The 24153-nt window shown below is 33.5% G+C and carries 19 protein-coding genes; 3 read left to right on the plus strand and 16 right to left on the minus strand.

The genetic code is table 11. The annotated features are described in order from the left end of the window. Nucleotides 1–7: 7 nt before the first annotated feature. The 8 genes from Q1B05_RS15830 to Q1B05_RS15865 all read right to left on the minus strand — a co-directional run bounded on the left by Q1B05_RS15830 (nt 8) and on the right by Q1B05_RS15865 (nt 7958). The gene (locus tag Q1B05_RS15830; protein WP_299781932.1) at nt 8–1129 is read right to left on the minus strand and encodes a glycosyltransferase family 4 protein; all 1122 of its coding nucleotides are present in this window, start codon (nt 1127–1129) and stop codon (nt 8–10) included. Nucleotides 1130–1167: 38 nt separating this feature from the next. Further along, nucleotides 1168–2142, minus strand: coding sequence for a glycosyltransferase family 2 protein (locus Q1B05_RS15835; protein WP_299781933.1), 975 nt, complete (start codon nt 2140–2142; stop codon nt 1168–1170). A 55-nt stretch (nt 2143–2197) separates the two neighbouring features. After that, a complete protein-coding gene (locus Q1B05_RS15840; RefSeq protein WP_299781934.1) occupies nt 2198–3295 on the minus strand; it encodes a glycosyltransferase family 4 protein in 1098 nt (365 codons plus the stop codon). Nucleotides 3296–3316: 21 nt separating this feature from the next. Next, nucleotides 3317–4180, minus strand: coding sequence for a glycosyltransferase (locus tag Q1B05_RS15845; RefSeq protein ID WP_299781935.1), 864 nt, complete (start codon nt 4178–4180; stop codon nt 3317–3319). Then, the gene (locus tag Q1B05_RS15850; protein ID WP_299781936.1) at nt 4170–4715 is read right to left on the minus strand and encodes an acyltransferase; all 546 of its coding nucleotides are present in this window, start codon (nt 4713–4715) and stop codon (nt 4170–4172) included. Before Q1B05_RS15850 ends, Q1B05_RS15845 begins: the two co-directional genes overlap by 11 nt. Beyond that, complete coding sequence (locus Q1B05_RS15855) at nt 4712–5773, minus strand: DegT/DnrJ/EryC1/StrS aminotransferase family protein (RefSeq protein ID WP_299781937.1); 1062 nt, start codon at nt 5771–5773, stop codon at nt 4712–4714. The genes Q1B05_RS15850 and Q1B05_RS15855 overlap by 4 nt, the downstream gene beginning before the upstream one ends. A 12-nt stretch (nt 5774–5785) precedes the next feature. After that, nucleotides 5786–7045 (minus strand): polysaccharide ABC transporter ATP-binding protein, encoded by a 1260-nt coding sequence (locus Q1B05_RS15860; RefSeq protein ID WP_299781938.1) that lies wholly within the window; start codon nt 7043–7045, stop codon nt 5786–5788. A gap of 595 nt (nt 7046–7640) precedes the next feature. Further along, nucleotides 7641–7958 (minus strand): hypothetical protein, encoded by a 318-nt coding sequence (locus Q1B05_RS15865; RefSeq protein ID WP_159023044.1) that lies wholly within the window; start codon nt 7956–7958, stop codon nt 7641–7643. Nucleotides 7959–8702: 744 nt separating this feature from the next. Here Q1B05_RS15865 and Q1B05_RS15870 point away from each other — a divergent pair. Together Q1B05_RS15870 and Q1B05_RS15875 are read left to right on the plus strand one after the other, a co-directional pair. Then, nucleotides 8703–9452 (plus strand): hypothetical protein, encoded by a 750-nt coding sequence (locus Q1B05_RS15870; RefSeq protein WP_299781939.1) that lies wholly within the window; start codon nt 8703–8705, stop codon nt 9450–9452. Between the two features lie 1172 nt (nt 9453–10624). Continuing rightward, on the plus strand, nt 10625–10930 hold the full coding sequence (locus Q1B05_RS15875) for a GIY-YIG nuclease family protein (RefSeq protein WP_299781940.1): 306 nt from the start codon (nt 10625–10627) through the stop codon (nt 10928–10930). 521 nt (nt 10931–11451) lie between these two features. Here Q1B05_RS15875 and Q1B05_RS15880 read toward each other — a convergent pair. After that, nucleotides 11452–12333 carry an ABC transporter permease gene (locus Q1B05_RS15880; RefSeq protein WP_299781941.1) on the minus strand — a complete coding sequence of 294 codons (882 nt, stop codon included), beginning with the start codon at nt 12331–12333 and terminating at the stop codon, nt 11452–11454. 686 nt (nt 12334–13019) lie between these two features. On the opposite strand from Q1B05_RS15880, the gene Q1B05_RS15885 reads away from it, so the two are divergent. Continuing rightward, nucleotides 13020–13832, plus strand: a complete 813-nt coding sequence (locus Q1B05_RS15885) for an HAD family hydrolase (RefSeq protein WP_299781942.1) — start codon at nt 13020–13022, stop codon at nt 13830–13832. Nucleotides 13833–13891: 59 nt separating this feature from the next. Here Q1B05_RS15885 and Q1B05_RS15890 read toward each other — a convergent pair whose 3' ends face one another. The 7 genes from Q1B05_RS15890 to tgt all read right to left on the minus strand — a co-directional run bounded on the left by Q1B05_RS15890 (nt 13892) and on the right by tgt (nt 23936). Then, entirely contained in the window at nt 13892–14311 is a 420-nt protein-coding gene (locus Q1B05_RS15890) for a secondary thiamine-phosphate synthase enzyme YjbQ (protein ID WP_299781943.1), read from the minus strand. A 2343-nt stretch (nt 14312–16654) separates the two neighbouring features. Beyond that, entirely contained in the window at nt 16655–17839 is a 1185-nt protein-coding gene (locus tag Q1B05_RS15895) for an asparagine synthetase B (RefSeq protein WP_366944403.1), read from the minus strand. A 274-nt stretch (nt 17840–18113) separates the two neighbouring features. Continuing rightward, on the minus strand, nt 18114–19658 hold the full coding sequence (dnaB, locus tag Q1B05_RS15900) for a replicative DNA helicase (RefSeq protein WP_299781945.1): 1545 nt from the start codon (nt 19656–19658) through the stop codon (nt 18114–18116). A gap of 167 nt (nt 19659–19825) precedes the next feature. Next, nucleotides 19826–20779 (minus strand): acetyl-CoA carboxylase carboxyltransferase subunit alpha, encoded by a 954-nt coding sequence (locus tag Q1B05_RS15905; RefSeq protein WP_299781947.1) that lies wholly within the window; start codon nt 20777–20779, stop codon nt 19826–19828. A 64-nt stretch (nt 20780–20843) separates the two neighbouring features. Beyond that, nucleotides 20844–21740, minus strand: coding sequence for a DMT family transporter (locus Q1B05_RS15910; RefSeq protein ID WP_299781949.1), 897 nt, complete (start codon nt 21738–21740; stop codon nt 20844–20846). Then, complete coding sequence (locus Q1B05_RS15915) at nt 21727–22749, minus strand: LptF/LptG family permease (RefSeq protein ID WP_299782053.1); 1023 nt, start codon at nt 22747–22749, stop codon at nt 21727–21729. The genes Q1B05_RS15910 and Q1B05_RS15915 overlap by 14 nt, the downstream gene beginning before the upstream one ends. A gap of 56 nt (nt 22750–22805) precedes the next feature. Then, entirely contained in the window at nt 22806–23936 is a 1131-nt protein-coding gene (gene tgt / locus Q1B05_RS15920; RefSeq protein ID WP_299781951.1) for a tRNA guanosine(34) transglycosylase Tgt, read from the minus strand. Nucleotides 23937–24153 lie beyond the last annotated feature (217 nt).

Genomic DNA, 24153 nt, shown 5'->3' on the forward strand with positions numbered 1-24153 from the left:
TTAAGCATTAATGCACACTTTGTTTTTCAATATTAAGAATTTCTGTAATTTTATTACGCCACTCAACCAAATCGTATATCTTTTTAGGAATATTAGATAAATAGGGGTTTTCTAAATCATTATTAATATAGGTTTTAAGCGAAATATCAATTGCATCAATCCAAGAATTTTCAAAGTTAGGATTATCTACAAGTTGACCATAATTACCATCTCCTAAAATTTCAGAATTTGGACCTAAATCGGAGGCAATACAATAGCACCCACTCTTTAAAGCTTCTGTTAATGATAAAGAATGTCCTTCATAACATAATGTAGGAAACAAATAAAAATTGGAAAGGTTATAGTATTTAGGCAATTCTTTATTTGGAATAACACCTAATGTAGTTACATTTTGTGTATTAAAATTCTGCTTAGTACCAATAATTAGTAACTCTACATCTTTATGTTTCTTAATGATTTTTTCCCATGCTTTTAGGATAAGGTGAAGCCCCTTCTTTTTTCTATCTTGTGATAACCATAGAAAATATTTTTTATCAGAATCAAACCCCATACTTTTCTGTAGTTCTTTTCTTTCACTTACACTAATCTTTTTAAATAAATTAGAGTCTACGCCATTATATAATTGCTTTATTCTGCAAGGTATTGCATGTACGTTTAACAACTGCATTTTATAAGAAGCCTTAGTAAGAACAACTAATAAATCTATGGCACTAAAAAAATCTTGTTTTTTTTCTGGACTTAAATAATAATTATGGCCATGTTGTAAAAAAACAATTTTTACAGCTTTCCTTTTACCTCTTTTTTTTAGGTGATAATCCACTGCAAGTAATACCCCGTAATTATCTACTATTGTAATTACAATCTGTTCTTCAGTTTTAAATATTTTTTCAATAGCAAGAATATAATCTCTGTATCTATAGAATTTTATAAACTTATTTAATAGCTTAGAATGTCTATATCCCTTTATATTAATATGTTTATGAGATAAAAAATTCTCATTCTCAATGGGACAGATTATATAATCAAAAATGCTATTATCATTTTCATTTAAATCTGTTATCATACGTTTCCAACTTCCAATAGTCTTTGTAGGTATAGAATTATGTGATATTAAAACGTTTTTAATCATTATGTATTATAGGTGTTGATATATTTAAATTATGTATACTATTTTAAAAATGAAAATCCTTTTCTAAATAATACAATTACAATTATAACTATGTGTAATTTTATTTTGTGTACAGAACTATTAGAAAATCTATCAATAATAGTATTCACTTGTGTTTTATATTTTTTAGCAAGTCTTAATCTAACTTTTAATTTTCTTTGGAGTATTAACATTTCATAAAAAGCTTGTAACGTCTTTTTATGGGTTATCTTCTCATAAGGCTTAACAAACCTTGGAGATAAGCCTTTAGTGTTTTGAGCTGTAAAATAATGATAATCAAAAACAGCTTCAAGCTTCTTTAAGGTTAGGGTTTTCTTTGCTGAAATTCTATCATCACCTCTACGAATTAAAAATAAAAAATCTGGTTCATAGAACTTAAAATTAAGATCTTCTATCAACATTCTGAAATGGAATTCTGTATCTTGTAATTTTATCCTACTTTCATCATACAACAATTTAGTACTTAAAAATGATTTTTTCCATAAAGGTCCATGAGTAATAAAAAACATTTTAGAAGAAACATAATCTATCAAATAATTATCTCCATTTAATTTAGGTTTACGTATTTCAAATACAGTCTTATCCAACTCAAAATAAGCCCCATAACCCAATACTGCATCCAAGTTTGAATTAGTCTTAAAGATTTCTAATTTACTCGATAAGAAATTTGGAAGCATTAAATCATCACTATCAAACCAATTTACATATTCACCTTTACTTAACTCGAACCCATAATTACGGGCGGCATTACCCCCTGCGAGGCGATTTCTTGGTCTCTGATGATATTGAATTCTCGAATCTTTTTTGCAATAGGTATCTACAACTTGAACTGTGTTATCCGTACTACCATCATCCACAATGATACATTCCCAATTTGTATAAACTTGAGCCAATACCGCATCTAAAGTTTCCTCTATAAGATGGGCTCTATTGTAAGTTGGAATGATTATTGAAACTAAAGGAAGGTCACCCATATATTTTACTCTTTGGAAACTAATATTATTAAGCAAATAAAAAATAATACTTGTTTTAAACTAAATCATTAATATTTTTTTGCAAAGCACCTATATGTCTATCTAAAGAAAAATAATTCAAAATATTCAATCTCCCTAATTCTCCCATTTGTCTTGCTTTTTCTGGATCACCCAACATAAACAACATATTTTCAACCATTTGCATAACATCATGCTCATCACTCAATAATCCTGTCTTTCCATCAATAATTACGTCTGGAATACCCGCATGCTTTGTTGAAATCACAGGTACCCCTGCTGCACTTGCTTCTAAAACAGCTAAAGGTGTTCCTTCCATATCTCCAGAATTAGCAGTTATAGAATGTTGCACAAAAGCTAAACTCTCTCCTAAATAATTCTGAAATTCTTTAGGTGTAATAACACCTAAAAACGTTACGTTATTCTTAAGCTTTAAGTGATTAACCAAATTAAAACATGTCTCTAATAAAATTCCCTTTCCGGCTAACAAAAGTTTTGCATCCGGATACATTTTAACAACTTCTCTAAAGGCTAGTATTAAATAATAAGGAGCCTTTTTATCTACAAAACGCCCAATTCCTATAAACTGTTGTTTATCAAAATTAGTGTTTACGTTAAAAAAATCTGAATTAGGTCCGTAAGTGTTCAATTCTAATTTTTCTAAAGGACATCCTAGTTGAGATAATTTTTCTAACATTACTTTTGATACTGCAATAATTTTATTAGATAATTGAAATATTTCTTCATACTTATTACAATGATCTATGACCAACTGACTACTAGCATCTACACCATGGAAATGCACAATAATTGGTATTCTTAACTGCTTTAAAACGTTCTTTAAATAAAAAGCATGATTACCATACTCAACCAAAATTATATCTATTTTATAATCTTTTAAAGCTCTTAATAGAACTTGTTCCCAAGCATATCCATAATGTTTACCAAGAACTTTACTTTTTAACTTCAAAAAATTATAATAAGATTGATTTGCTAATTCTCCTATCCCCTCTAATTGTATATTAAATCCACCTCCATAGAAATAGAATACATTCCCTTTTAAATAGTTTTTATGAGCTTGTATAAAGGTCTCTGAATATGGATTTTGAGACGGTGAAAAAATGGCTATATTCATGGATTTTAAGATAATTGAATACTATAAGTTATTCTTTATTTTTTTTAAAAGCATTTTAAACATATATAAAACTGATTTTTTAGTTTTAATTCGTTTTAGACAGTCTTTATGAAAGTTAATTGTTTTAATTATTTGTTCTTTTTCTCTCCCTTTTAGAAAATTATTGAAATATTGAAATAGATTTATACGGCTTCTATGATAATCTAATTGTTTAACATTATTTGTTACTCCAGTAATATTCTTTCGGTACACACTCCAAGACTCATCAAATCTGAATAACTTACCTTTAGAAGAAACTATAGTAAATACAGCCATATCTCCACTTTCTATATTAACCAACCAATCTGGCAAGACTAAAGCACTAGATTTAAACACAAAAGAAGCAGTATGAAATAACGCACGATTAGATAAAGTATCTTTTAAAAAAAAGATGTTCTTGTCATATTCTCTCCAAAGTTTAGGGATAGAATGTGGCTCTAACTCATTAATAAATTTAGTATTATGAAAACAACCTGAAAATTCATTGTTAACCTCTAAAAAATCTATCTGTTTTTGAAGTTTTAAAGAATCTGTCCAATAATCATCTCCTTCACATAAAGCAACATACTTACCTTTACACTCGTTCAATGCCCATATAAAATTAGGCATCATCCCTTTATTGGTTTGATGTTTTATATACTTTATCCAGTCTCCATTTTTATGCGTACTCTTAATTCCTTCTACAATTGTTTGAGTAGCATCTGGCGAACAGTCATCTGCAATTAGTAATTCTATTTCAAAATCACAGTCCTGCATCAAAACACCTTCTATCGCCTCTTTTATATAATCCTCATGCCCATACGTAATCATGCATACGGATACTTTAAAATTCTGCTTAGTATTCATCTATAAATTTTAAAAGACCTTGTTTTCTTGATTTGATTTTTTTTACGGGTATACCAGCATAAACAGACCAAGCATCTAGGTTTTTAGTAATTAAACTCATTGCTCCTGCTACAGCACCTTCATTAACAATTGCATTAGGTAGAATAGTTGAATTAGCACCTATTTGCGAATATTTATCTAAAAAAATTTCACCATTTATTATATGATTATGAATTGGCTTAGTCATTGGGCTCATTAAAAAATCTCCATTAAAATCATCTGAAGCTGAAAATAAAGTACATCGTGGAGAAAGTCCAGAAAAATCTTTCATTACAATACCATATTTTCCATACAAAGCACAATAAGCAGAAATGTGTATATGAGAACCTAATGTTATTTTTCCTGATAAAATACAAAAATCGTCAATCCTTACATGATTGCCAACAATTAGATTCTCAGGGTTATATATTCTAGCATACTTACTGATATAAACATTAGTACCAAAAGATTTTAACCCCAAATCCTTAAGCTCATTTATTGAATAAAAAGAATTCATATTAAAAATTTAGAAATTTGAAGAATTGTATTTCTTTCCATACAAGCCCATAATGGCAAACATAAAATACGAGCACTTATACTTTCACTTATTTTACAATCATCTCCATTAATATAAGGTAAACAATTCAAACTAGGATAAAAATAACGTCTAGGATAAATGTTCTGTAAATTCATGCTTTTTTGTACTTGTAGCAACTCTTCCTCAGAATTAAATATTATTGGATAATAACTATTATTCCATATCGTATTTTCTCTTATTTTTAATTTCTTAACAGCTGAATATTTCAATAATTCATCATATAATTCAACAGCAGAATTTCGCGTTTGCATTATCTCCTCAATATAAGGTAAAACAGCAAGTCCCATAGCAGCCTGTGGTTCGCTCATTTTAGCATTAATACCCAATCCTTGAAAGGCTTCAGGTCCATCATGTCCAAAATTATGATGATAAAACATATCGTTATAATATTCTGGTTTGCAAAACAAAGCTCCGCCTTCTCCAGTATGAAATAATTTTGTTGCATGAAAACTACATGTACTCACATCTCCATATTCAAAAATAGATTTCCCTTTATAAGTAACACCAAAGCAATGGGCTGCATCATATATTACTTTAAGACCATATTTATCTGCAATAGTTTGAATAACATCAATATTACATGGATTTCCGAAAACATGGGTTGCTAGTATTGCGGATGTATTAGGTGTTATTGCGGCCTCGATCTTGGTTTCATCAATCGTTAAATATTCTGGATGAATATCTACATAGACTGGCGTACAACCTTCCCAAACAATACTACTTGTTGTAGCTACATAACTAAATGGAGTTGTTATAATTTCACCTTTTAATTTCAAAGCTTTAATAGCTATCTGCAAAGGCAAAGTACCATTTGTCATAGCTATAATGTTAGTTACAGACAGTACATCTTTTAAATCACTTTCTAATTGCTTAACTAAAACACCTCGATTGGTCATCCATCCTGTACTCCATGCGCGCTTTAATATCTCTTGATACTCCACTTGTGGAGGTAAAAAGGTTTTAGTAACATTTATCATCTAATCAATAAATTATAAATTTTCCCATTTAAACATAGGTTTTATATAACCAGGTTCTTTACCCATATAACTTCCAATTTCTAAATCACCGTTAATTACTGTAAAACTCAATATATTATCTTCAACCCATACTGCTCGTTTTCCATCCTTAACGAAAAAGAATTTAAGAAAGAATGTTCCAGGGTTAAAAAAATAGGCAGGAACAATAGTTTTTAAGTGATTTTTACCTTTATTTAATTTTATTTCAGTTTTTAAATGATGAAAACTGAATAGAGTATCACCTTCATCGTTTATTAAATGGAAAGTGACATGATATTTTTCAGGTTCACTATCAATATTTAATATTGTTTCTAAAACTATTTCTTCAGACTCTACAATAACAGCTTCATTATCTCTATTAAGATTGCGTAATCCTATTTCTAAAAGTTCAAAAACTCCATCTTGTTTTAAATCACTAAACTTCCTAACGTTGTTAATTATAACATTTCCTGATTTTAAATAAAAATTCACAGCTTCTTCTGTTCCGCCTTCAAAAACAGTTTTGCCATTTTCAAGGACAATGGCTCGGGTACATAAATTCTTAACCGCAGCCATATTATGACTCACAAACAACACAGTTCTCCCATCTCCCTTACTTATGTCTTGCATCTTCCCAATGGCCTTCTTTTGAAATTCAGCATCACCCACGGCCAGTACCTCATCTATCACTAAAATATCGGGCTCTAAAAAAGCCGCTACAGCAAAAGCTAAACGTACACGCATCCCAGAAGAATAGCGTTTTACAGGCGTATCTACATAGCGTTCGCACCCACTAAAGTCTATAATCTCGTCTTCTTTGGCTTTTATTTCAACCTTAGTCATTCCTAGAATGGCTCCGTTTAAGTAAATATTTTCACGCCCCGTTAATTCCGGATGAAACCCTGTACCCACTTCTAATAAACTAGCAATACGGCCACGGGTTTTGATTTCTCCTGTGGTTGGGCTGGTTACCCGCGACAAGATTTTTAATAAAGTCGATTTTCCTGCACCGTTTTTACCAATGATTCCTAAGACTTCGCCTTGTTGCACTTCAAAATTAATATCTTTAAGTGCCCAAGCATATGCACTCTTACCTTTACTACTACGATCGTTAACTTCTCCAATCTTTAAATACGGATCTTCCTTTCCTCGAATACGATGCCACCAACGGTTTAAATCGTGACTAATAGTACCTGTACCTATCAATCCTAGGCGGTATTGTTTACTTATATTTTCTGCTTTAAGGATGATCATTACTTATAATGGGTTGTATTGGTTTTTGGTCATTTACTAACGTTTACAGACTATAGTAGCCCGTCTACCAAAATAATGGGCTAATATAATAAAAGCATACGACTTAAAAGTTTTGAATTATTATTAATTCTAGGACTTAAAAATTCACCGCTTAAAAAAAATCCCCCACAAAACGGTATCATAAAATCAACTGAAATACAGCACAAAAAAAAACCCCATAGAACTGTCAAGCATAGCAAGGCACGCAGCGAAGCATCTCATCAATAAAACCTAAATCATGAAACCAACTGTCATGCAGAGCGAAGAGCAACGAAGCGAAGCATCTCACGAACAAAACCACAAATCACAAAACCAACTGTCATGCAGAGCGCAGCGAAGCATCTCTCCAATAGAACCTAAATTAAAACATCTAGTAAATAAGATTCCTCCTACCGTCGGAATGACATTGAAACCCAAATCATGAAACCATCTGTCATGCAGAGCAAAGCGAAGCATCTCTCCAATAGAACCTAAATCACAAAACCAACTGTCATGCAAAGCGAAGAGCAACGAAGCGAAGCATCTCTCCAATAGCACCTAAATTACTTTTAACAACTCACCATTTCACCAACTTACCATTAACCACCCGACTAAGCAAAGCCCGTAACACATCATCATAAGGCACTTTAAAATACTCACTATACTCCCGAATAGTAACCTGTTTTCGATTAACAATATTATATTCCTGACGAATATCTTGTATGTATCGCTTAGCCGTTTTGTTACAAACCCCCATAAGGATTGCAACATCATTACTATTTAAAAACATACGATATCCCATTCTGTATAACACTTTATACCATTGCCATGTATTATTATATTTTAACGAAATAACCTCTAATATGAACCACCAACTCCACTGAAAGTAAAACATCACAACCCAATAAAAAGAGAAAATGAACTAATGCAAACCCAAATTCAAGTGAGGAAAACATGCGAAGACCTTGAAGACTAAAACCCACAACACACTCATAATAAGACGATTATTATTTTTTTCAACACAATAAAAGTGCCATAAATAAAAAAACGAAGTAAATACTTGCAATAAAATGCATTTTAATCCTACAATACACTTAAAAAAATCGGTAGCTCCATCGCCACTAAATCAGCTATATCACTGACCTAAACGCTATAATAAAGCATCTGAGAGACGCCGTTTAAAAAAAAAGGATAAAATAATAAATCAAGGCTTTACTACAGATACGTCATATCAAAGCCATACCAAAGCCATAGATACCTTATGGGGAGTATATGAAAACCTATAGCCCACAGCATGATAAAATCTAGAAAAAACAGGAATAAACAGGAATAAACAGGAGGATATAGGACGATATAGGAAATTCTAATACGAAATAAGAAATTGTAAGAACATTAAGGAACCTTTTAAAAAACGATAAAGCTCTTATTGTAATTTAGAACTAAGAGATCGCATAAACCCATGTATTGTTGAATAACATGTAAGCATTAGCCAAACGCATCCCGGGGACCTACATAGGTTTATAGATCATAAGTTTTAACCGCAGGTTGTAGCACATCGAAATGCACAAAACAGCTAAAATCACGCATGAGTTTGTGGCTAAAATTCAACAGTTATAACCTGCATAAATTTTATAAGATCATGGCAAAATACAAATCATTATTTAATGTAGAAGGCTCTATCGGAGAGGTAACCTTCTATAAAGGAGAAGACGGATACTACATCCGGTCTAAAGGCGGTGTAAGCAAAGACCGCATATTAAACGATCCTGCGTTTGTGCGAACACGAGAAAACAATACTGAATTCGCACAATCGGCAACATCTGGCAAGCAACTGCGGCACGCCATTACAGCCTTGTTAACAGATGCTAAAGATAATCGGATGACATCCAGATTAACACAAGTGATGAGTCGTGTGAAGAATGCCGACTTAACTTCAGCAAGGGGGCAACGAAAAGTAAGTATCGGAATCACAACTAACGATGGTAAAGATGCCATTAAGGGATTCGACTTTAACAACAATGCGCTTTTAAACAGTGTTTTACTTGAAGCGTTTACATTAGATACTACGACTGGCGAAATTAGTATACCTAATTTTATACCCTCGCAGCAGTTAAATAGCCCAAGCGGTGCAACACATGTGAGTTTTAACGCAGGCTTCTTAAATCTGAATTTCAACGATAACATTTCAGATTTACAAGTCAGCCCTACTGTAAATTTAGTCATTAACAACACAGCAGCGCCCTTAACGTTAACGCCCGCAACCACGCCCACAGGTACTGGAACCCCGTTTTATTTTTTTAAGATTACATTCTATCAAGATGTAAACAACACCCAATACCCCTTAAAAAATGGAGCCTTTAATGTCTTACAACTTATTGAAGTATTGTAAACAAGGTGTATCCCATTTTAAAATCCTCGTCCCCCCGAGGATTTTTTTTTAAATCAAACCAGTAATCATGCAAAACAAAGTAAAGCATCTCTCCTATAGAACCTAAATCACAAAACCAACTGTCATGCAGAGCGGAGAGCAACGAAGCGAAGCATCTCACCAATAAAACCTAAAATCACAAAACTAACTGTCATACAGAGCAAGGAACGCAGTGAAGTATCTCTCCTATAGAACCTAAATCATAAAACCAACTGTCATGCAGAGCGCAGTGAAGCATCTCACCAATAAAACCTAAAATCACAAAACCAACTGTCATACAGAGCAAGGAACGCAGCGAAGTATCTCTCCTATAGAAATTAAATCATAAAACCATCTGTCATGCAGAGTGAAGAGCAACGAAGCGAAGCATCTCACCAATTGAACCCAAATCATGAAACCATTTGTCATACAGAACGCAGCAAAGCATCTCTCCTATAGAACCTAAATCACAAAACCATCTGTCATGCAGAGTGAAGAGCAACGAAGCGAAGCATCTCACCAATTGAACCTAAATCATGAAACCATCTGTCATGCAGAACGCAGTGAAGCATCTCTCCTATAGAACCTAAATCATAACATACAATAAATAAGATTCCTCCTACCGTCGGAAATCGTAGATTCGACGCAGTCAATGACATTGCCCCCAAAATCATAAAACTAACTGTCATGCAGAACGCAATGAAGCATCTCTCCAATAAAACCTAAAATTACAAAACTAACTGTCATGCAGAGCGCAGCGAAGTATCTCTCCAATAGAAACTAAATTTAAACATCTAGTAAATAAGATTCCTCCTACCGTCGGAATGACATTGAAACCCAAATCATGAAACCATTTGTCATACAGAGCAAGGAACGCAGCGAAGCATCTCACCAATAAAACCTCAATCATGAAACTAACTGTCATGCAGAGCGCAGTGAAGCATCTCACGAACAAAACCTAAATCAAAACATCTAGAAATAGATTCCTCCTACCGTCGGAAATCGTAGATTCGACGCAGTCAATGACATTGCCCCAAAAATCACAAAACCATTTGTCATACAGAGCAAGGAACGCAACGAAGTATCTTTCAATTCACCCCCAATAACAAATAATCCAAATTGAATTAGTCACCATTTTTTCATAAATTAATAACATGAAAACAAAAGGCGCTCATAATTATTATGTCTACATCTTAACCAATAAAAACAAAACTGTTTTATATACAGGTGTAACAGGAAATTTAAAAGAACGCTTATACATTCATAACAATCCGCAGTCCTTTTCTAAAGCATTTACAGCAAAATATAATTGTATTTTCTTAGTCTATTACGAACATTTTTTCTGCATTGAAACAGCGATCAGAAGAGAAAAGCAAATTAAAGGGTACAGCCGTATAAAGAAAAACAAACTAATTTCAGAGTTTAATCCTAATTGGAACTTTTTAAATGATAAGATTTAGAGGTAAGATAAACCTACAAAATCACAATCACAACTGTCATGCAGAGCGGAGAGCAACGTAGCGAAGCATCTCACCAATAAAACCTCAATCATGAAACTAACTGTCATGCAGAACGCAATGAAGCATCTCTCCAATAGAACCTAAATCATAACATACAATAAATAAGATTCCTCCTACCGTCGGAAATCGTAGATTCGACGCAGTCAATGACATTGCCCCAAAATCATGAAACCGACTGTCATGCAGAACGAAGAGCAACGAAGCGAAGCATCTCACCAATAGAAACCAAAATCATGAAACTAACTGTCATGCAGAACGCAGTGAAGCATCTCTCCTATAGAACCTAAATCATGAAACCAACTGTCATGCAGAACGCAGTGAAGCATCTCTCCTATAGAACCTAAATCATGAAACTAACTGTCATGCAGAACGCAGTGAAGCATCTCTCCTATAGAACCTAAACCATGAAACCAACTGTCATGCAGAACGCAGTGAAATAGCTTTAAAAGACGACATGCTAACTAAACCGTATCAATAAATTTCTTCTCTGTACTATTAAAGACTATAAGTCCGAATAAAAACACTAAGACACTCACTATACCAATATACAGCAATTGAGACACAGAAATCTCTCCAACCCCCAAAGTAATATAACGGAACGCTTCAATAACAATAGTCATAGGATTATAAGCCACAAGCCAAGATACACTTGGTAACTTCTCTTCAAAAAAGGATAACGGATACATCACTGCCGAGCCATACATTAATAACTGTACACCAAACGTTACCAAGAAAGTTAAATCACGATATTTTGTGGTCATAGACGAAATAAGCATTCCAAAACCTAACCCCAAAAGCCCCATAATAAGAACCAAAACGGGTAATAGTAGTAAACTAATTTGCGGACTTGCAGCATATGCAGCATCGGTAAAACTCACATAATACACGTAGAAACCTATAAATACCAATAACTGAATGGCGAATTTCACCAAATTAGACACCACAATAGACATCGGAATAATCACACGAGGGAAATAAACTTTCCCGAATATGGCTTGGTTTTTTGTAAATGTATCGCTAGTTCCTGTCAGACATTCTTTAAAATAATTCCATGCAGTAATCCCTGCCAAGTTAAACAAAAAAGCAGGTACGCCTGGCTTTACAGGAATGGCTGCCAAGTTATTAAAAATGACTGTGAATATAATAGACGTAAATAATGGTTGAATAAAATACCATAGTGGTCCAAGTATGGTCTGTTTATATACCGTGACAATATCACGTTTTACAAATAAGAATAATAAATCCTTGTACCTCCATATTTCCTTAAAATTAAGATCTACTAATTTACGCTTCGGAGAAATGGTATATAACCAAGGAAGTTCTTGTTGGTCTGATGGATTCAATGTACTGATTTTAGATGCGCTAATATAACAAATGCATCGGAATTATAAATTATGATTTAAGATTAGTTGTTTTTAGTTATGAGGTATTCTGATTACTGAGTTTTCATGCTTAATACTCGCATACTATCTCGTTTATTTTATTGCATTTAAATAGCACCTTACATCAAGAGTTTGCTTTTTTCACATTCCCGTTAACCTAAATGGTATTCAGGTTATAATTCAAATGGGCTTTTGAAAACTTGTTTGTTAAAAAAAACACAGTGTCATTCCGACGATAGGAGGAATCTATTTCCAGATGTGTTTAATTTAGTTTCAATTGGAGAGATGCTTCGCTGCGTGCCTTGCTCTGCATGACAGTCAGTTTCATGATTTTTGGTTTCAATGTCATTGACTGCGTCGAATCTACGATTTCCGACGATAGGAAGAATCTATTCCAGATGTGTTTTGATTTAGTTTCTATTGGTGAGATGCTTCGCTGTGTGCCTTGCTCTGCGTGACAGTCAGTTTCATGATTAAAGATTCAATGTTATTGACTGTGTCGAATCTACAATTTCCGAGGTACAAAGAATCGTTTAATCACCATTACACATTTACAACACACACTGTAAAAACAACCTCAGAAAATAACACCGACTTAACATGCTAGTACCGCATTAATCTGTATTTTTATACCTTAAAATTATACTATGAAATTATCTCAAGTGAAACTAGTCGTTACCGATATGGATGGCACCTTACTAAACTCTAAAAGTCAAGTAAGTCCACTTTTTTTCAATCTATTTCAGAAACTTCAAGCTCATAATATTCATTTTATAGCAGCTAGTGGCCGACAATATTTTAGTATTGTTGAAAAGCTAAAAACCATTAAAGATCAGATTACCATTATAGCAGAGAATGGAGGAATTACAAGACGTGGTGACCAAGAATTAGCTAAAATGCTATTATCTAAAGACAGAATCAACTCCATTTTACCTTTACTAAGAACACTCGATAATGTTTTTATTGTGTTATGCGGAAAAAACAAAGCCTATATAGAAACACAAGACATCCATTTCCCTAAGCTTTTAAGTGAATATTACTCAGAATTTAATACGGTTAAAGACTTGACAGAAGTGAAGGATGATGAGTTTTTAAAGATTGCCATTTATCACACAGATAATTCTGAACAGTTTATTTATCCGCATGTCAAACATTTAGAACACGACCTTCAGATAAAAGTTTCTGGAGAACATTGGTTAGACATTTCTCATCACGATGCAAATAAAGGATTTGCTTTAAAACTCGTACAAGAAGAACTTGGGATCTCTGAAGATGAAACCATGGTGTTTGGCGACTATAACAACGATTTAGAAATGCTTGAGCGTGCTTATTTTAGTTATGCTATGGCCAATGCACACCCGAATGTTAAGAAAGTGGCGCGTTTTGAAACTAAAAGCAATGATGAATTGGGTGTTGAGACCGTTTTACAAGAACTGATTGCCACTAAGTCTGCTAAATAATCACAAAAGCAGACTTTTGAAGGTATTCTAATTTGTTGAAGCCACTCCTTAAATATATTTTAAGCACCGATAGCTGTTAATACCAACTGTCTGGAGCCGCCATAATCTCGGTGCTCACAAAGGTAGATACCTTGCCAGGTTCCTAAATTAAGCCGACCATTGGTAATAGGAATTTGAACACTCGCCCCCATTAAAGACGATTTTATATGTGCAGGCATATCGTCTGATCCCTCGTAGGCATGTATATAATACGGTTGATTTTCAGGCACCATAGTATTCATATGACTTTCAAAATCGACACGTACGGAAGGATCTGCATTTTCATTTACGGTTAAACTCGCTGACGTATGTTTAATAAATACCTGTAACATTCCTGCTTTTATATTGCTCAACTCAGGTAGTACTTTGATTATATCGTCCGTGATAATATGAAACCCACGTTTATATGGTTTTAAAGTAATCTCTTTTTGATAGACCATAAATAAGCTTTTGAATTAAAGATACAAAGGAAACATTTATATCTCAAATGTAAGTAATCGCTTAATCATTAATAATTAAATGTCATTCCGACGCAGGAGGAATCTATAAACTATTGTTTATGTTGTCTTGATGTTCATTTTGCCTTGATGCAGATCCTTCGACTTCGCTCAGGATAGACCAAGCCAAAAGATCAAATGAATTTATAGGTCATTACTGCGTAGCATTCACTACCGAAGATTCATGCTTACTACTGCGTAGTACAGTTCCGCTTCTTCGTTCATTATGACTGAAAATTCATGGAGGTTCTATTGATGATTTATGTATAGGATTATGTTTTTGCTTTCTTTGATAATATGCTCTAATAGATTCCTCGTGCCTCGGAATGACATTGGATTACTTTCAGATATTTAGATGTTTATTGATTCTCAAAGTTTTTTCAACCATAAATCACTAATTGTAGTAATGGCCTATCTAAAGGGTATCGTAAAATGTGCAGTGCACAGTACGTAAAATTTTAAGCTGTTTGAGCATGATCAAAGTTGATTAATGCTATTGATATTAATATACCCATGTTTTGATTAGGATTACATAATTACAAGCGAGTTCTTAAAATTTAGTACTGAAGCCTAACATTTAGATACGTTTTAGTCAGCCTAGCTTTTTTTGGTTCGTTTTTTTAGCGATGAAAAAAATGAACATATTAAAAATAGATTCCTCGTATCTTGGAATGACATTGGATTTATTATCATATAATAATTTGTTGTACAGATCCTTCGCTATCGCTCTGGATAAACCAAGCCAAAAAATCAAATGAATTTCTAGGTCATTACTGCGTACCATTCACTACCGAAGCTTTATGCTTACTACTGTGTAGTGCAGTTCCGCTTCTTCGTTCATTATGACTGAAAATTCATGGAGGTTCTATTGGTGATTTATGTATAAGATTATGTTTTTGCTTTCTTTGATAATATGCTCTAATAGATTCCTCGTACCTTGGAATGACATTGGATTACTTTCTGATATTTAGATGTTTATTGATTCTCAAAGTTTTTTCAACCATAAATCACTAATTGTAGTAATGGCCTATCTAAAGGGTATCGTAAAATGTGCAGTGCACAGTACGTAAAATTTTAAGCTGTTTGAGCATGATCAAAGTTGATTAATGCTATTGATATTAATATACCCATGTTTTGATTAGGATTACATAATTACAAGCGAGTTCTTAAAATTTAGTACTGAAGCCTAACATTTAGATACGTTTTAGTCAGCCTAGCTTTTTTTGGTTCGTTTTTTTAGCGATAAAAAAAATGAACATATTAAAAATAGATTCCTCGTATCTTGGAATGACATTGGATTTATTATCATATAATAATTTGTTGTACAGATCCTTCGCTATCGCTCTGGATAAACCAAGCCAAAAGATCAAATGAATACTCTTTTTATCTTCTCTGTTCATTTTGTCTTGATACAAAACGAACCAAAAAATCAAATGAATTTCTAGGTCATTACTGCGTAGCATTCACTATCGAAGCTTCATGCTTACTACTGCGTAGTGCAGTTCCGCTTCTTCGTTCATTATGACTGAAAATTCATGGAGGTTCTATTGGTGATTTATGTATAGGATTATGTTTTTGCTTTCTTTGATAATATGCTCTAATAGATTCCTCGTACCTTGGAATGACATTGGATTACTTTCTGATATTTAGATATTTATTGATTCTCAAAGTTTTTTCAACCATAAATCACTAATTGTAGTAATGGCCTATCTAAAGGGTATCGTAAAATGTGCAGTGCACAGTACGTAAAATTTTAAGCTGTTTGAGCATGATCAAAGTTGATTAATGCTATTGATATTAATATACCCATGTTTTGATTAGGATTACATAATTACAAGCGAGTTCTTAAAATTTAGTACTGAAGCCTAACATTTAGATACGTTTTAGTCAGCCTAGCTTTTTTTGGTTCGTTTTTTTAGCGATGAAAAAAATGAACATATTAAAAATAGATTCCTCGTATCTTGGAATGACATTGGATTTATTATCATATAATAATTTTTTGTACAGATCCTTCGCTATCGCTCTGGATAAACCAAGCCAAAAGATCAAATGAATTTCTAGGTCATTACTGCGTAGCATTCACTATCGAAGCTTCATGCTTACTACTGCGTAGTGCAGTTCCGCTTCTTCGTTCATTATGACTGAAAATTCATGGTTTATAATCGTGATTTTGGTTTTAATAATTACTTATTTGCTTAAACAGCTTAGAATTTTATGAGTTGTTCACTGTATATTTTACGTTACACTCTCGATAGGCCTAAGTCTTCACGATTTCACAACTCACCACTAAGTCTTTTGCTTCTTCTTTTTTGCAGCAGGAAACAAGACATTATTTAGGATTAAACGATATCCTGGAGAAGTAGGATGTAGTTCTAATTCTGTTTTTGGGTCTCCAACTTTATGGGTATAATCTTCAGGATCGTGACCACCATAGAATGTAAAGAATCCTTTTCCTTTTATACCGTGTATATATTTTGCTTCACCATTACTTTTATTCTCTCCTAGAATTAAAACATTCGATTTAATTTCATCGCGTGTAAACGACGTTGTTTGTCCCATAAACCCTTTAACCAAAGCGGTATGATTCTGACACAACATTGTAGGTACAGGATCCCATTTTGCAGAAAAGTCCATTAATGAAAAATAATCTGCATCTTTTAAAATCCGACGTTTAGACGTCATATCTATAGACGAAAACTCATACACCTTCGGATTGCGCTCTAAAGTATAATTTGTAAAAGCAAAGGTTTTAGCATAGTCTATCTGTTTCTGATAATTAGGATCGCTCCCATCGCCATCAAACATGGCTTCACAAATATCGACCCCTTCGGCAGACAACGCAATATCGAAAGAATCGGTCGCACTACACATGGCAAACATAAATCCGCCACCAACCACATAGTCTCTTATTTTTAAAGCCACAGCCAATTTCTCATCAGAAACCTTGTTATAACCTAAACGTTTGGCCAAAGCTTCGGCTTCTTTTTTATCTTCTATATACCAAGCAGTCGTTTTAAAACTATTATAAAACTTACCAAATTGGCCAGTAAAATCTTCATGATGCAAATGCAACCAATCGTAAAGCAGTAAATTATCGTTTAAAACATCTTCATCGTAAATCGTTGTATACGGAATCTCGGCATAGGTTAACACCATTGTTACGGCATCATCCCAAGGTAATTTTCCTTTAGGTGTATATACTGCTATTTTTGGTGCTTTTTCTAGTACTACAGCTTCCATATTCTGACTTGGACTCTCTATTAATTCTAGAATTTGCTCTGATTTAGACGTCGATAAGACTTCGAAAGACACGCCTCGAATCTGGCATTCTCGTTGAATAGCATCTGTATCTGGTAATAAAAAAGAACCACCTCGATAATTTAACAACCACTTTACTTTAAGTTGTTTATCGAGTGCCCAATACGTCATACCATATGCTTTTAAATGATTTTTTTGCCCATCGGCATCCATAGGAATCAGAATATATGATGCAAATGTGTTTGCCGAAAGCAATAAACAGAATAAGACGAATAGAATGCGTTTCAAAATAGGTGTAGATATAATTGAAGTTGAAAGATACTTAATTTTTAATGTGCTTTAAAATACTTTATCAAAAGATTAAAGGATCTATTAATTTCGTGTTGGGTTGCGCTTTACTCTCAACCTTAAATTCATATACAAAAAAACCATGAACATTACGTTTAAGTAATACTCATGGTTTTAAAAACGGTGTGTTATTTATATTTTAAAACGGTACGTCGTTATCATCGTCTTCGTTCATAGCACTACCAAACGCATCTGTTGGTGTAGGGAAACTATTTCCTGATGCAAAACCAGAGTCTTCATTAGGATTCGTATTCATTTTACTATGAAACTCGTATGGCGAATCGAAATCGTCTAAATTATCGAACTTACCTAAGTTACCGATAAACTTCAATCTAATGTTTTCTAATCCACCATTTCTGTGTTTAGCGATAATAAACTCGGCTTGTCCTTCTGTAGGAGAACGCTCATCATCATCCCATTCTTCAATTTTATAGTATTCTGGACGATAAATAAACGATACAATATCGGCATCTTGCTCGATCGCACCAGATTCACGAAGGTCGGAAAGCAGTGGACGTTTAGAACCACCACGGGTTTCAACCGCACGCGACAGCTGAGACAGTGCTATTACAGGCACCATTAATTCTTTCGCTAAAGCCTTTAAGTTTCGAGAAATCATCGAGATCTCTTGTTCACGGTTTCCTCCATGGCTTGGTCCACCAGTCATTAACTGCAAGTAGTCAATCATGATTAGTTTAATGCCGTGTTGCGACGATAAACGTCTGGCTTTTGCACGTAAATCGAATATAGAAAGCGATGGGGTATCATCAATAAAAAGTGGTGCTTTTTCAAGTCCTTTTACTTTTACATTTAATTGCTCCCACTCGTGTTTTTCTAATTTTCCTGTTCTTAATTTTTCTGAAGATAATCCCGTTTCAGAAGATATTAAACGCATAATTAACTGCACAGAAGCCATCTCTAGGGAGAAAAAGGCAACAGGTATATTTTGATCGACAGCAATATTACGCGCCATAGATAAGGTTAATGCTGTTTTTCCCATCCCTGGACGAGCCGCTACGATAATTAAATCGGAAGGTTGCCATCCCGAGGTTAATTTATCTAGCTTATCGAATCCGGTAGGAATACCACTTAACCCTTCTTTATTTGATATTTCTTCAATCTTTTTCTTGGCTTGAATTACCAAGTCTTGTGCCGTTTCACTCGACTTTTTAATGTTCCCTTGGGTAACTTCGTATAGTTTGGTTTCGGCAGCATCTAGTAAGTCGAAAACATCTTTGGTTTCATCGTAAGCTTCTTCAATAATTTCAGAAGAAATTTTAATCAAACTACGCTGAATAAATTTCTGTAAAATAATACGTGCATGGAATTCGATATGCGCTGAAGAAGACACCTTTTGAGTTAACGAAATCAGGTAAAAATCGCCTCCTGCAACATCTAGCTTAGCATTCTTCTTTAATTGACTAGAAACGGTTAATAAGTCAATAGGTTCACTGTTCTCGAACAGTTGAAATATAGCTTCAAAAATGTATTGATGCGACTCTTTATAAAATGCATCTGCACTAAGAATATCGATAACCTCATCGACACCTTTTTTATCAATCATCATCGCTCCAAGTACAACTTCCTCTAAATCAAGAGCCTGAGGTGGTATTTTACCACGTTCTAAATTGATTAAAGTGCTTTTATCCACTTTATATCCTTGTAATTGATTGGGTTGTTTCATAAGTGCGAAAGTAACTAAAATGATGTTATTAATACATGATTTTTAATGGTTGATGTTAACGATTAGTCAACATCTTAACTGTTAATAACTTATATATTTTGTTAATAACCATAAAAAAATCTGAAGCGAGATGGCTTCAGATTTATAACATTGGGGTATAGAAAGGTTTAATCTTTATAGACACCCATATTTTCGTATTTAGCCATTCTCTTTTTTACTAAATCTTTTGGTGATAAGTTTTTAAGTTCATCGAAAGATTTTATAATAGCAGTTCTAACGATCTCGAATGTTTGTTTACGATCTGTGTGTGCACCACCAATTGGTTCTTTCACAATTTCGTCTACTAACTTTTGTTTTTTCATATCTGAAGCCGTTAATTTTAACGCTTCTGCTGCTTGTTCTTTATATTCCCAACTACGCCATAAAATAGAAGAACAAGATTCTGGTGAAATTACAGAATACCATGTATTTTCTAACATCAATACACGGTCTCCTACACCAATACCTAATGCACCACCGGAAGCACCTTCACCAATAATTATCGTAATAATTGGTACTTTTAAACGGGTCATCTCTAAAATATTTCTAGCGATAGCTTCTCCTTGTCCGCGTTCTTCAGCTTCTAAACCTGGATATGCACCTGGAGTATCAATTAAAGTTACTACAGGAATTCCAAACTTTTCGGCAGATTTCATTAAACGTAAAGCTTTACGATAACCTTCAGGGTTTGGCATCCCAAAATTTCTAAACTGTCTTGTTTTGGTATTAAATCCTTTTTGTTGTCCGATAAACATATAACTTTGGTCGCCAATTTTACCTAGCCCACCAATCATTGCTTTATCGTCCTTTACATTTCTATCTCCATGAATTTCAAGGAAAGATTCTCCGCAAAGGGCTTTAATATAATCTAAAGTGTAAGGTCTGTCTGGATGTCTAGACATCATTACACGTTGCCAAGGTGTTAAGTTTTTATATATTTCTTTCTTAGTCTCGATAAGCTTTTTCTCAATCTGCTTACAAGTCTCTGATACGTCTACATCACTTTCCTTACCTATAATCTCGCATTTATCTAATTGCTCTTCTAGCTCTTTTATAGGAAGTTCAAATTCTAAATATTCCATACCAAATGAAGGTTTTGTTTTTTAGTTAGCCTACAAATATAAAAACTTTAGCGTTGATATTTTGTTAAGACTCTTTTCTTTTTAAAGCTTTCCAATTTTTAAATAAACCGTTAAGCACTACAGCACCTAAAATAAAAGCAGCACCGAAGTAAAAATTGGTCGACATTTTTTCTTTCTCTGGGAATAATATTATCGCTAAAATAATACCGTAAATAGGTTCTAAATTAAAGGTAAGCATTACGGTATATGGACTAACATGTTCCATGATTTTTACTGAAGCAATAAAGGCATAAGCAGTACATACTGAGGCTAGAATAAACAAATACCACAAATCGGATTCTGCAACATTAAAAAAATCTTGATTAAAGCCTGAACCAAATAATGCTATAAATAAAGTGATGAATAGTACCCCACTAATAAACTCGTAAATGGAGATTACCGAAGGGCGATATTGCTTCACAAATTTACCATTTAAAACAGCAAATAAAGCCGATAAAAATGCTGAAGTAATTCCTAATATTATACCTTCAATATACTGAAGTTCGCTTTGAGTGATTAAAAAAACACCCAAAACAACCACTATTCCAAACACCATTTCGTATTTAATGATTTTCCGTTTATGAATAATAGGTTCTAAAATAGAGGCAAAAAAAGCCCCCGAAGATACCATGGATAATGTAATGGAAATGTTTGATACTTTTATAGCTCCAAAAAAAGTGATCCAATGTAAAGCAATAATAATACCTGCAAACGCAAATCTAAGAATTGTTTTTGGAGGCACTTTAATAGGAATACGTTTAACACGAATGTATATATACATTAATACTGTAGCCATAAGCATACGGTACCACACTAAAGGAATAGCATCTATGGTAATTAACTCGCCTAATATAGCCGTAAACCCTGCTATAAACACCAACAGGTGCATATGCAGATAATTAAGTAATTTAACGTCTCGCATTATATAATAGGTAGGCGGCTAGCACCCCAAAAATAATATTAGGAAACCATACAGCTACCAATGGTGAAAAATCGGACTGCTCTGCCATAACACCAAATATTTTGTCGAAGAAGACAAAAACCATGGCTATACTAACACCAAAGGCAAGGTTAACTCCCATACCTCCACGGCGTTTTTTAGACGATACCGCAACGGCGATAATAGTTAATATATATACTGAAACAGGTAAACTCCACTTTCTAAATTTCACTAACTCGTAACGGCCAATACTGGAAGATCCTCTTCGTTTTTCTTTTTCTATAAACTGATTTAAATCGCGATAGTTTAACGTCTCGGCAATATATTCTAGAGGTGTTAAATCTTCTAAATCGAAACTAAAAATAGTGTCTTTACGGCGTTTTGTTTCAAAAACATCGTCATTCTCTCCCACTGTGCGTTTCACATAATCTACCATACGATACACGGAGTCTTTTTCTATATAACGAATATTTCTAGCACTCATTTTATAAACTAACTTATTATCTACAACATGTTCTAGAGAAAAGTTTTGTCCCATTCTGTTCTTGGCATCAAAACTACTTACGTAAATAAAATCGTGATCGTTAATTTGTCGGTACACACTCCCCGTTTCTACTGCTTTCTTATTATTTTTAAAGTATTTATAATCAAAATCATTAAACCCCTTACTCGCTTCGGGAGCTAAATACATTCCTAAAAATAATGCTAAAATAGCAACCACGGTTGCCCCAATCATATAAGGACGTAAGAATCTAGAAAAAGATACTCCTGAACTTAAGATGGCTATAACCTCTGTATTATTTGCTAATTTAGATGTGAAAAAAATCACGGAAAGGAATAAAAATAACGGAAATAAAAGGTGAGCGAAATAAATGGTGAAATCTAAATAAAATAAAGCCACCTCGACAAAAGGCACTTCTTTTTCTAAAATTTTACCAATTTTTTCAGCTAAATTCACGGTAATTCCAATAGGAATAAACAGCAACAACATCATTAAAAATGTGAGCAAATACCGTTTTAATATGTACCAATCTAATATCTTCAAGACTATAGTCTATTATCCATTTGTTTAACCATCATATCCTTCCAAACTTTAAAATCTCCAGCTAAGATATGTTTTCTCGCTTCACGAACCAACCACAAATAGAATCCTAAATTATGAATGGTTGCAATTTGCTTTCCTAATAATTCATTTACAGAAAATAAATGTTTTAAATAGGCTTTAGAATATTCTGTATCTACAAAAGTGATACCCATTTCATCAATAGGAGAAAAATCGTCTTCCCACTTTTTATTTTTTATGTTTATTGAACCGTAAGCCGTAAATAGCATCCCGTTTCTGGCATTACGCGTTGGCATAACACAGTCGAACATATCTACACCTAAAGCTATATTTTCTAAAATATTTATTGGCGTTCCCACTCCCATTAAATAACGGGGTTTATCTTCCGGAAGAATGTCTGTTACAATCTCTGTCATTTCGTACATTTCCTCGGCAGGTTCTCCTACAGACAAACCTCCTATGGCGTTACCTTCGGCTCCAACTCCTGCAATATATTCTGCAGATTGTTTACGTAAGTCTTTATAGGTACTACCTTGAACTATTGGAAAAAATGTTTGACCATAGTCGTACTTTAAGGGTGTTTTATCTAAATGCGTTAAACAACGTTCTAACCAACGATGTGTCATATGCATAGAACGTTTGGCATAATTATATTCGCAAGGGTAAGGCGTACATTCATCAAATGCCATAATAATATCTGCTCCAATACTTCGTTGAATTTCCATTACATTTTCTGGAGTAAACACGTGGTAACTTCCATCAATATGCGATTTAAACTTCACCCCTTCTTCTTTTATCTTTCTATTTGAAGACAGAGAATATACTTGATATCCTCCAGAATCGGTTAAGATATTACGATCCCAATTCATAAATTTATGCAAACCACCTGCTTTTTCAAGGATTTTGGTTTTTGGGCGTAAGTATAAATGATAAGTATTCCCAAGAATAATGTCGGGATTAATATCATCTTTAAGTTCGCGTTGGTGCACCCCTTTTACAGAACCTACGGTTCCTACGGGCATAAAAATTGGTGTTTCTATTTTACCATGGTCTGTCGTTATTACTCCAGCTCTGGCTTTACTTTGTGGGTCTTTGGCTTTTAAGTCGAATATCATGTTCAAAAAATCATCAGTCGGCAAATATAATTAACTCGCTGTGATATGTATTGGTATTTAAAAAAAATTAAGAATCATTACTATAATAATCTTTTTATATGTTCAATTTGAGAGGGTTTACAGTCAAAATTACTAAAAACAATTCGCATGTAATTAAGAATAGAGGCCTTTAAGTAAACCTTTACGCAAATTACCAAAATATTAATTTGCTAAACAG

The sequence above is a fragment of the uncultured Formosa sp. genome, from assembly GCF_947500765.1.
Classification (GTDB): Bacteria; Bacteroidota; Bacteroidia; order Flavobacteriales; family Flavobacteriaceae; genus Formosa.

Excerpts from the sequence above, each read along its gene's own strand:
- Q1B05_RS15830 (WP_299781932.1), bottom strand. The coding sequence starts at position 1,129 with ATGATTAAAAACGTTTTAATATCACATAATTCTATACCTACAAAGACT.
- Q1B05_RS15835 (WP_299781933.1), bottom strand. The coding sequence starts at position 2,142 with ATGGGTGACCTTCCTTTAGTTTCAATAATCATTCCAACTTACAATAGA.
- Q1B05_RS15840 (WP_299781934.1), bottom strand. The coding sequence starts at position 3,295 with ATGAATATAGCCATTTTTTCACCGTCTCAAAATCCATATTCAGAGACC.
- Q1B05_RS15845 (WP_299781935.1), bottom strand. The coding sequence starts at position 4,180 with ATGAATACTAAGCAGAATTTTAAAGTATCCGTATGCATGATTACGTAT.
- Q1B05_RS15850 (WP_299781936.1), bottom strand. The coding sequence starts at position 4,715 with ATGAATTCTTTTTATTCAATAAATGAGCTTAAGGATTTGGGGTTAAAA.
- Q1B05_RS15855 (WP_299781937.1), bottom strand. The coding sequence starts at position 5,773 with ATGATAAATGTTACTAAAACCTTTTTACCTCCACAAGTGGAGTATCAA.
- Q1B05_RS15860 (WP_299781938.1), bottom strand. The coding sequence starts at position 7,045 with ATGATCATCCTTAAAGCAGAAAATATAAGTAAACAATACCGCCTAGGA.
- Q1B05_RS15865 (WP_159023044.1), bottom strand. The coding sequence starts at position 7,958 with ATGTTTTACTTTCAGTGGAGTTGGTGGTTCATATTAGAGGTTATTTCG.
- Q1B05_RS15870 (WP_299781939.1), top strand. The coding sequence starts at position 8,703 with ATGGCAAAATACAAATCATTATTTAATGTAGAAGGCTCTATCGGAGAG.
- Q1B05_RS15875 (WP_299781940.1), top strand. The coding sequence starts at position 10,625 with ATGAAAACAAAAGGCGCTCATAATTATTATGTCTACATCTTAACCAAT.
- Q1B05_RS15885 (WP_299781942.1), top strand. The coding sequence starts at position 13,020 with ATGAAATTATCTCAAGTGAAACTAGTCGTTACCGATATGGATGGCACC.
- Q1B05_RS15890 (WP_299781943.1), bottom strand. The coding sequence starts at position 14,311 with ATGGTCTATCAAAAAGAGATTACTTTAAAACCATATAAACGTGGGTTT.
- Q1B05_RS15895 (WP_366944403.1), bottom strand. The coding sequence starts at position 17,839 with ATGGATGCCGATGGGCAAAAAAATCATTTAAAAGCATATGGTATGACG.
- dnaB (WP_299781945.1), bottom strand. The coding sequence starts at position 19,658 with ATGAAACAACCCAATCAATTACAAGGATATAAAGTGGATAAAAGCACT.
- Q1B05_RS15905 (WP_299781947.1), bottom strand. The coding sequence starts at position 20,779 with ATGGAATATTTAGAATTTGAACTTCCTATAAAAGAGCTAGAAGAGCAA.
- Q1B05_RS15910 (WP_299781949.1), bottom strand. The coding sequence starts at position 21,740 with ATGCGAGACGTTAAATTACTTAATTATCTGCATATGCACCTGTTGGTG.
- Q1B05_RS15915 (WP_299782053.1), bottom strand. The coding sequence starts at position 22,749 with ATGTTGTTGCTGTTTATTCCTATTGGAATTACCGTGAATTTAGCTGAA.
- tgt (WP_299781951.1), bottom strand. The coding sequence starts at position 23,936 with ATGATATTCGACTTAAAAGCCAAAGACCCACAAAGTAAAGCCAGAGCT.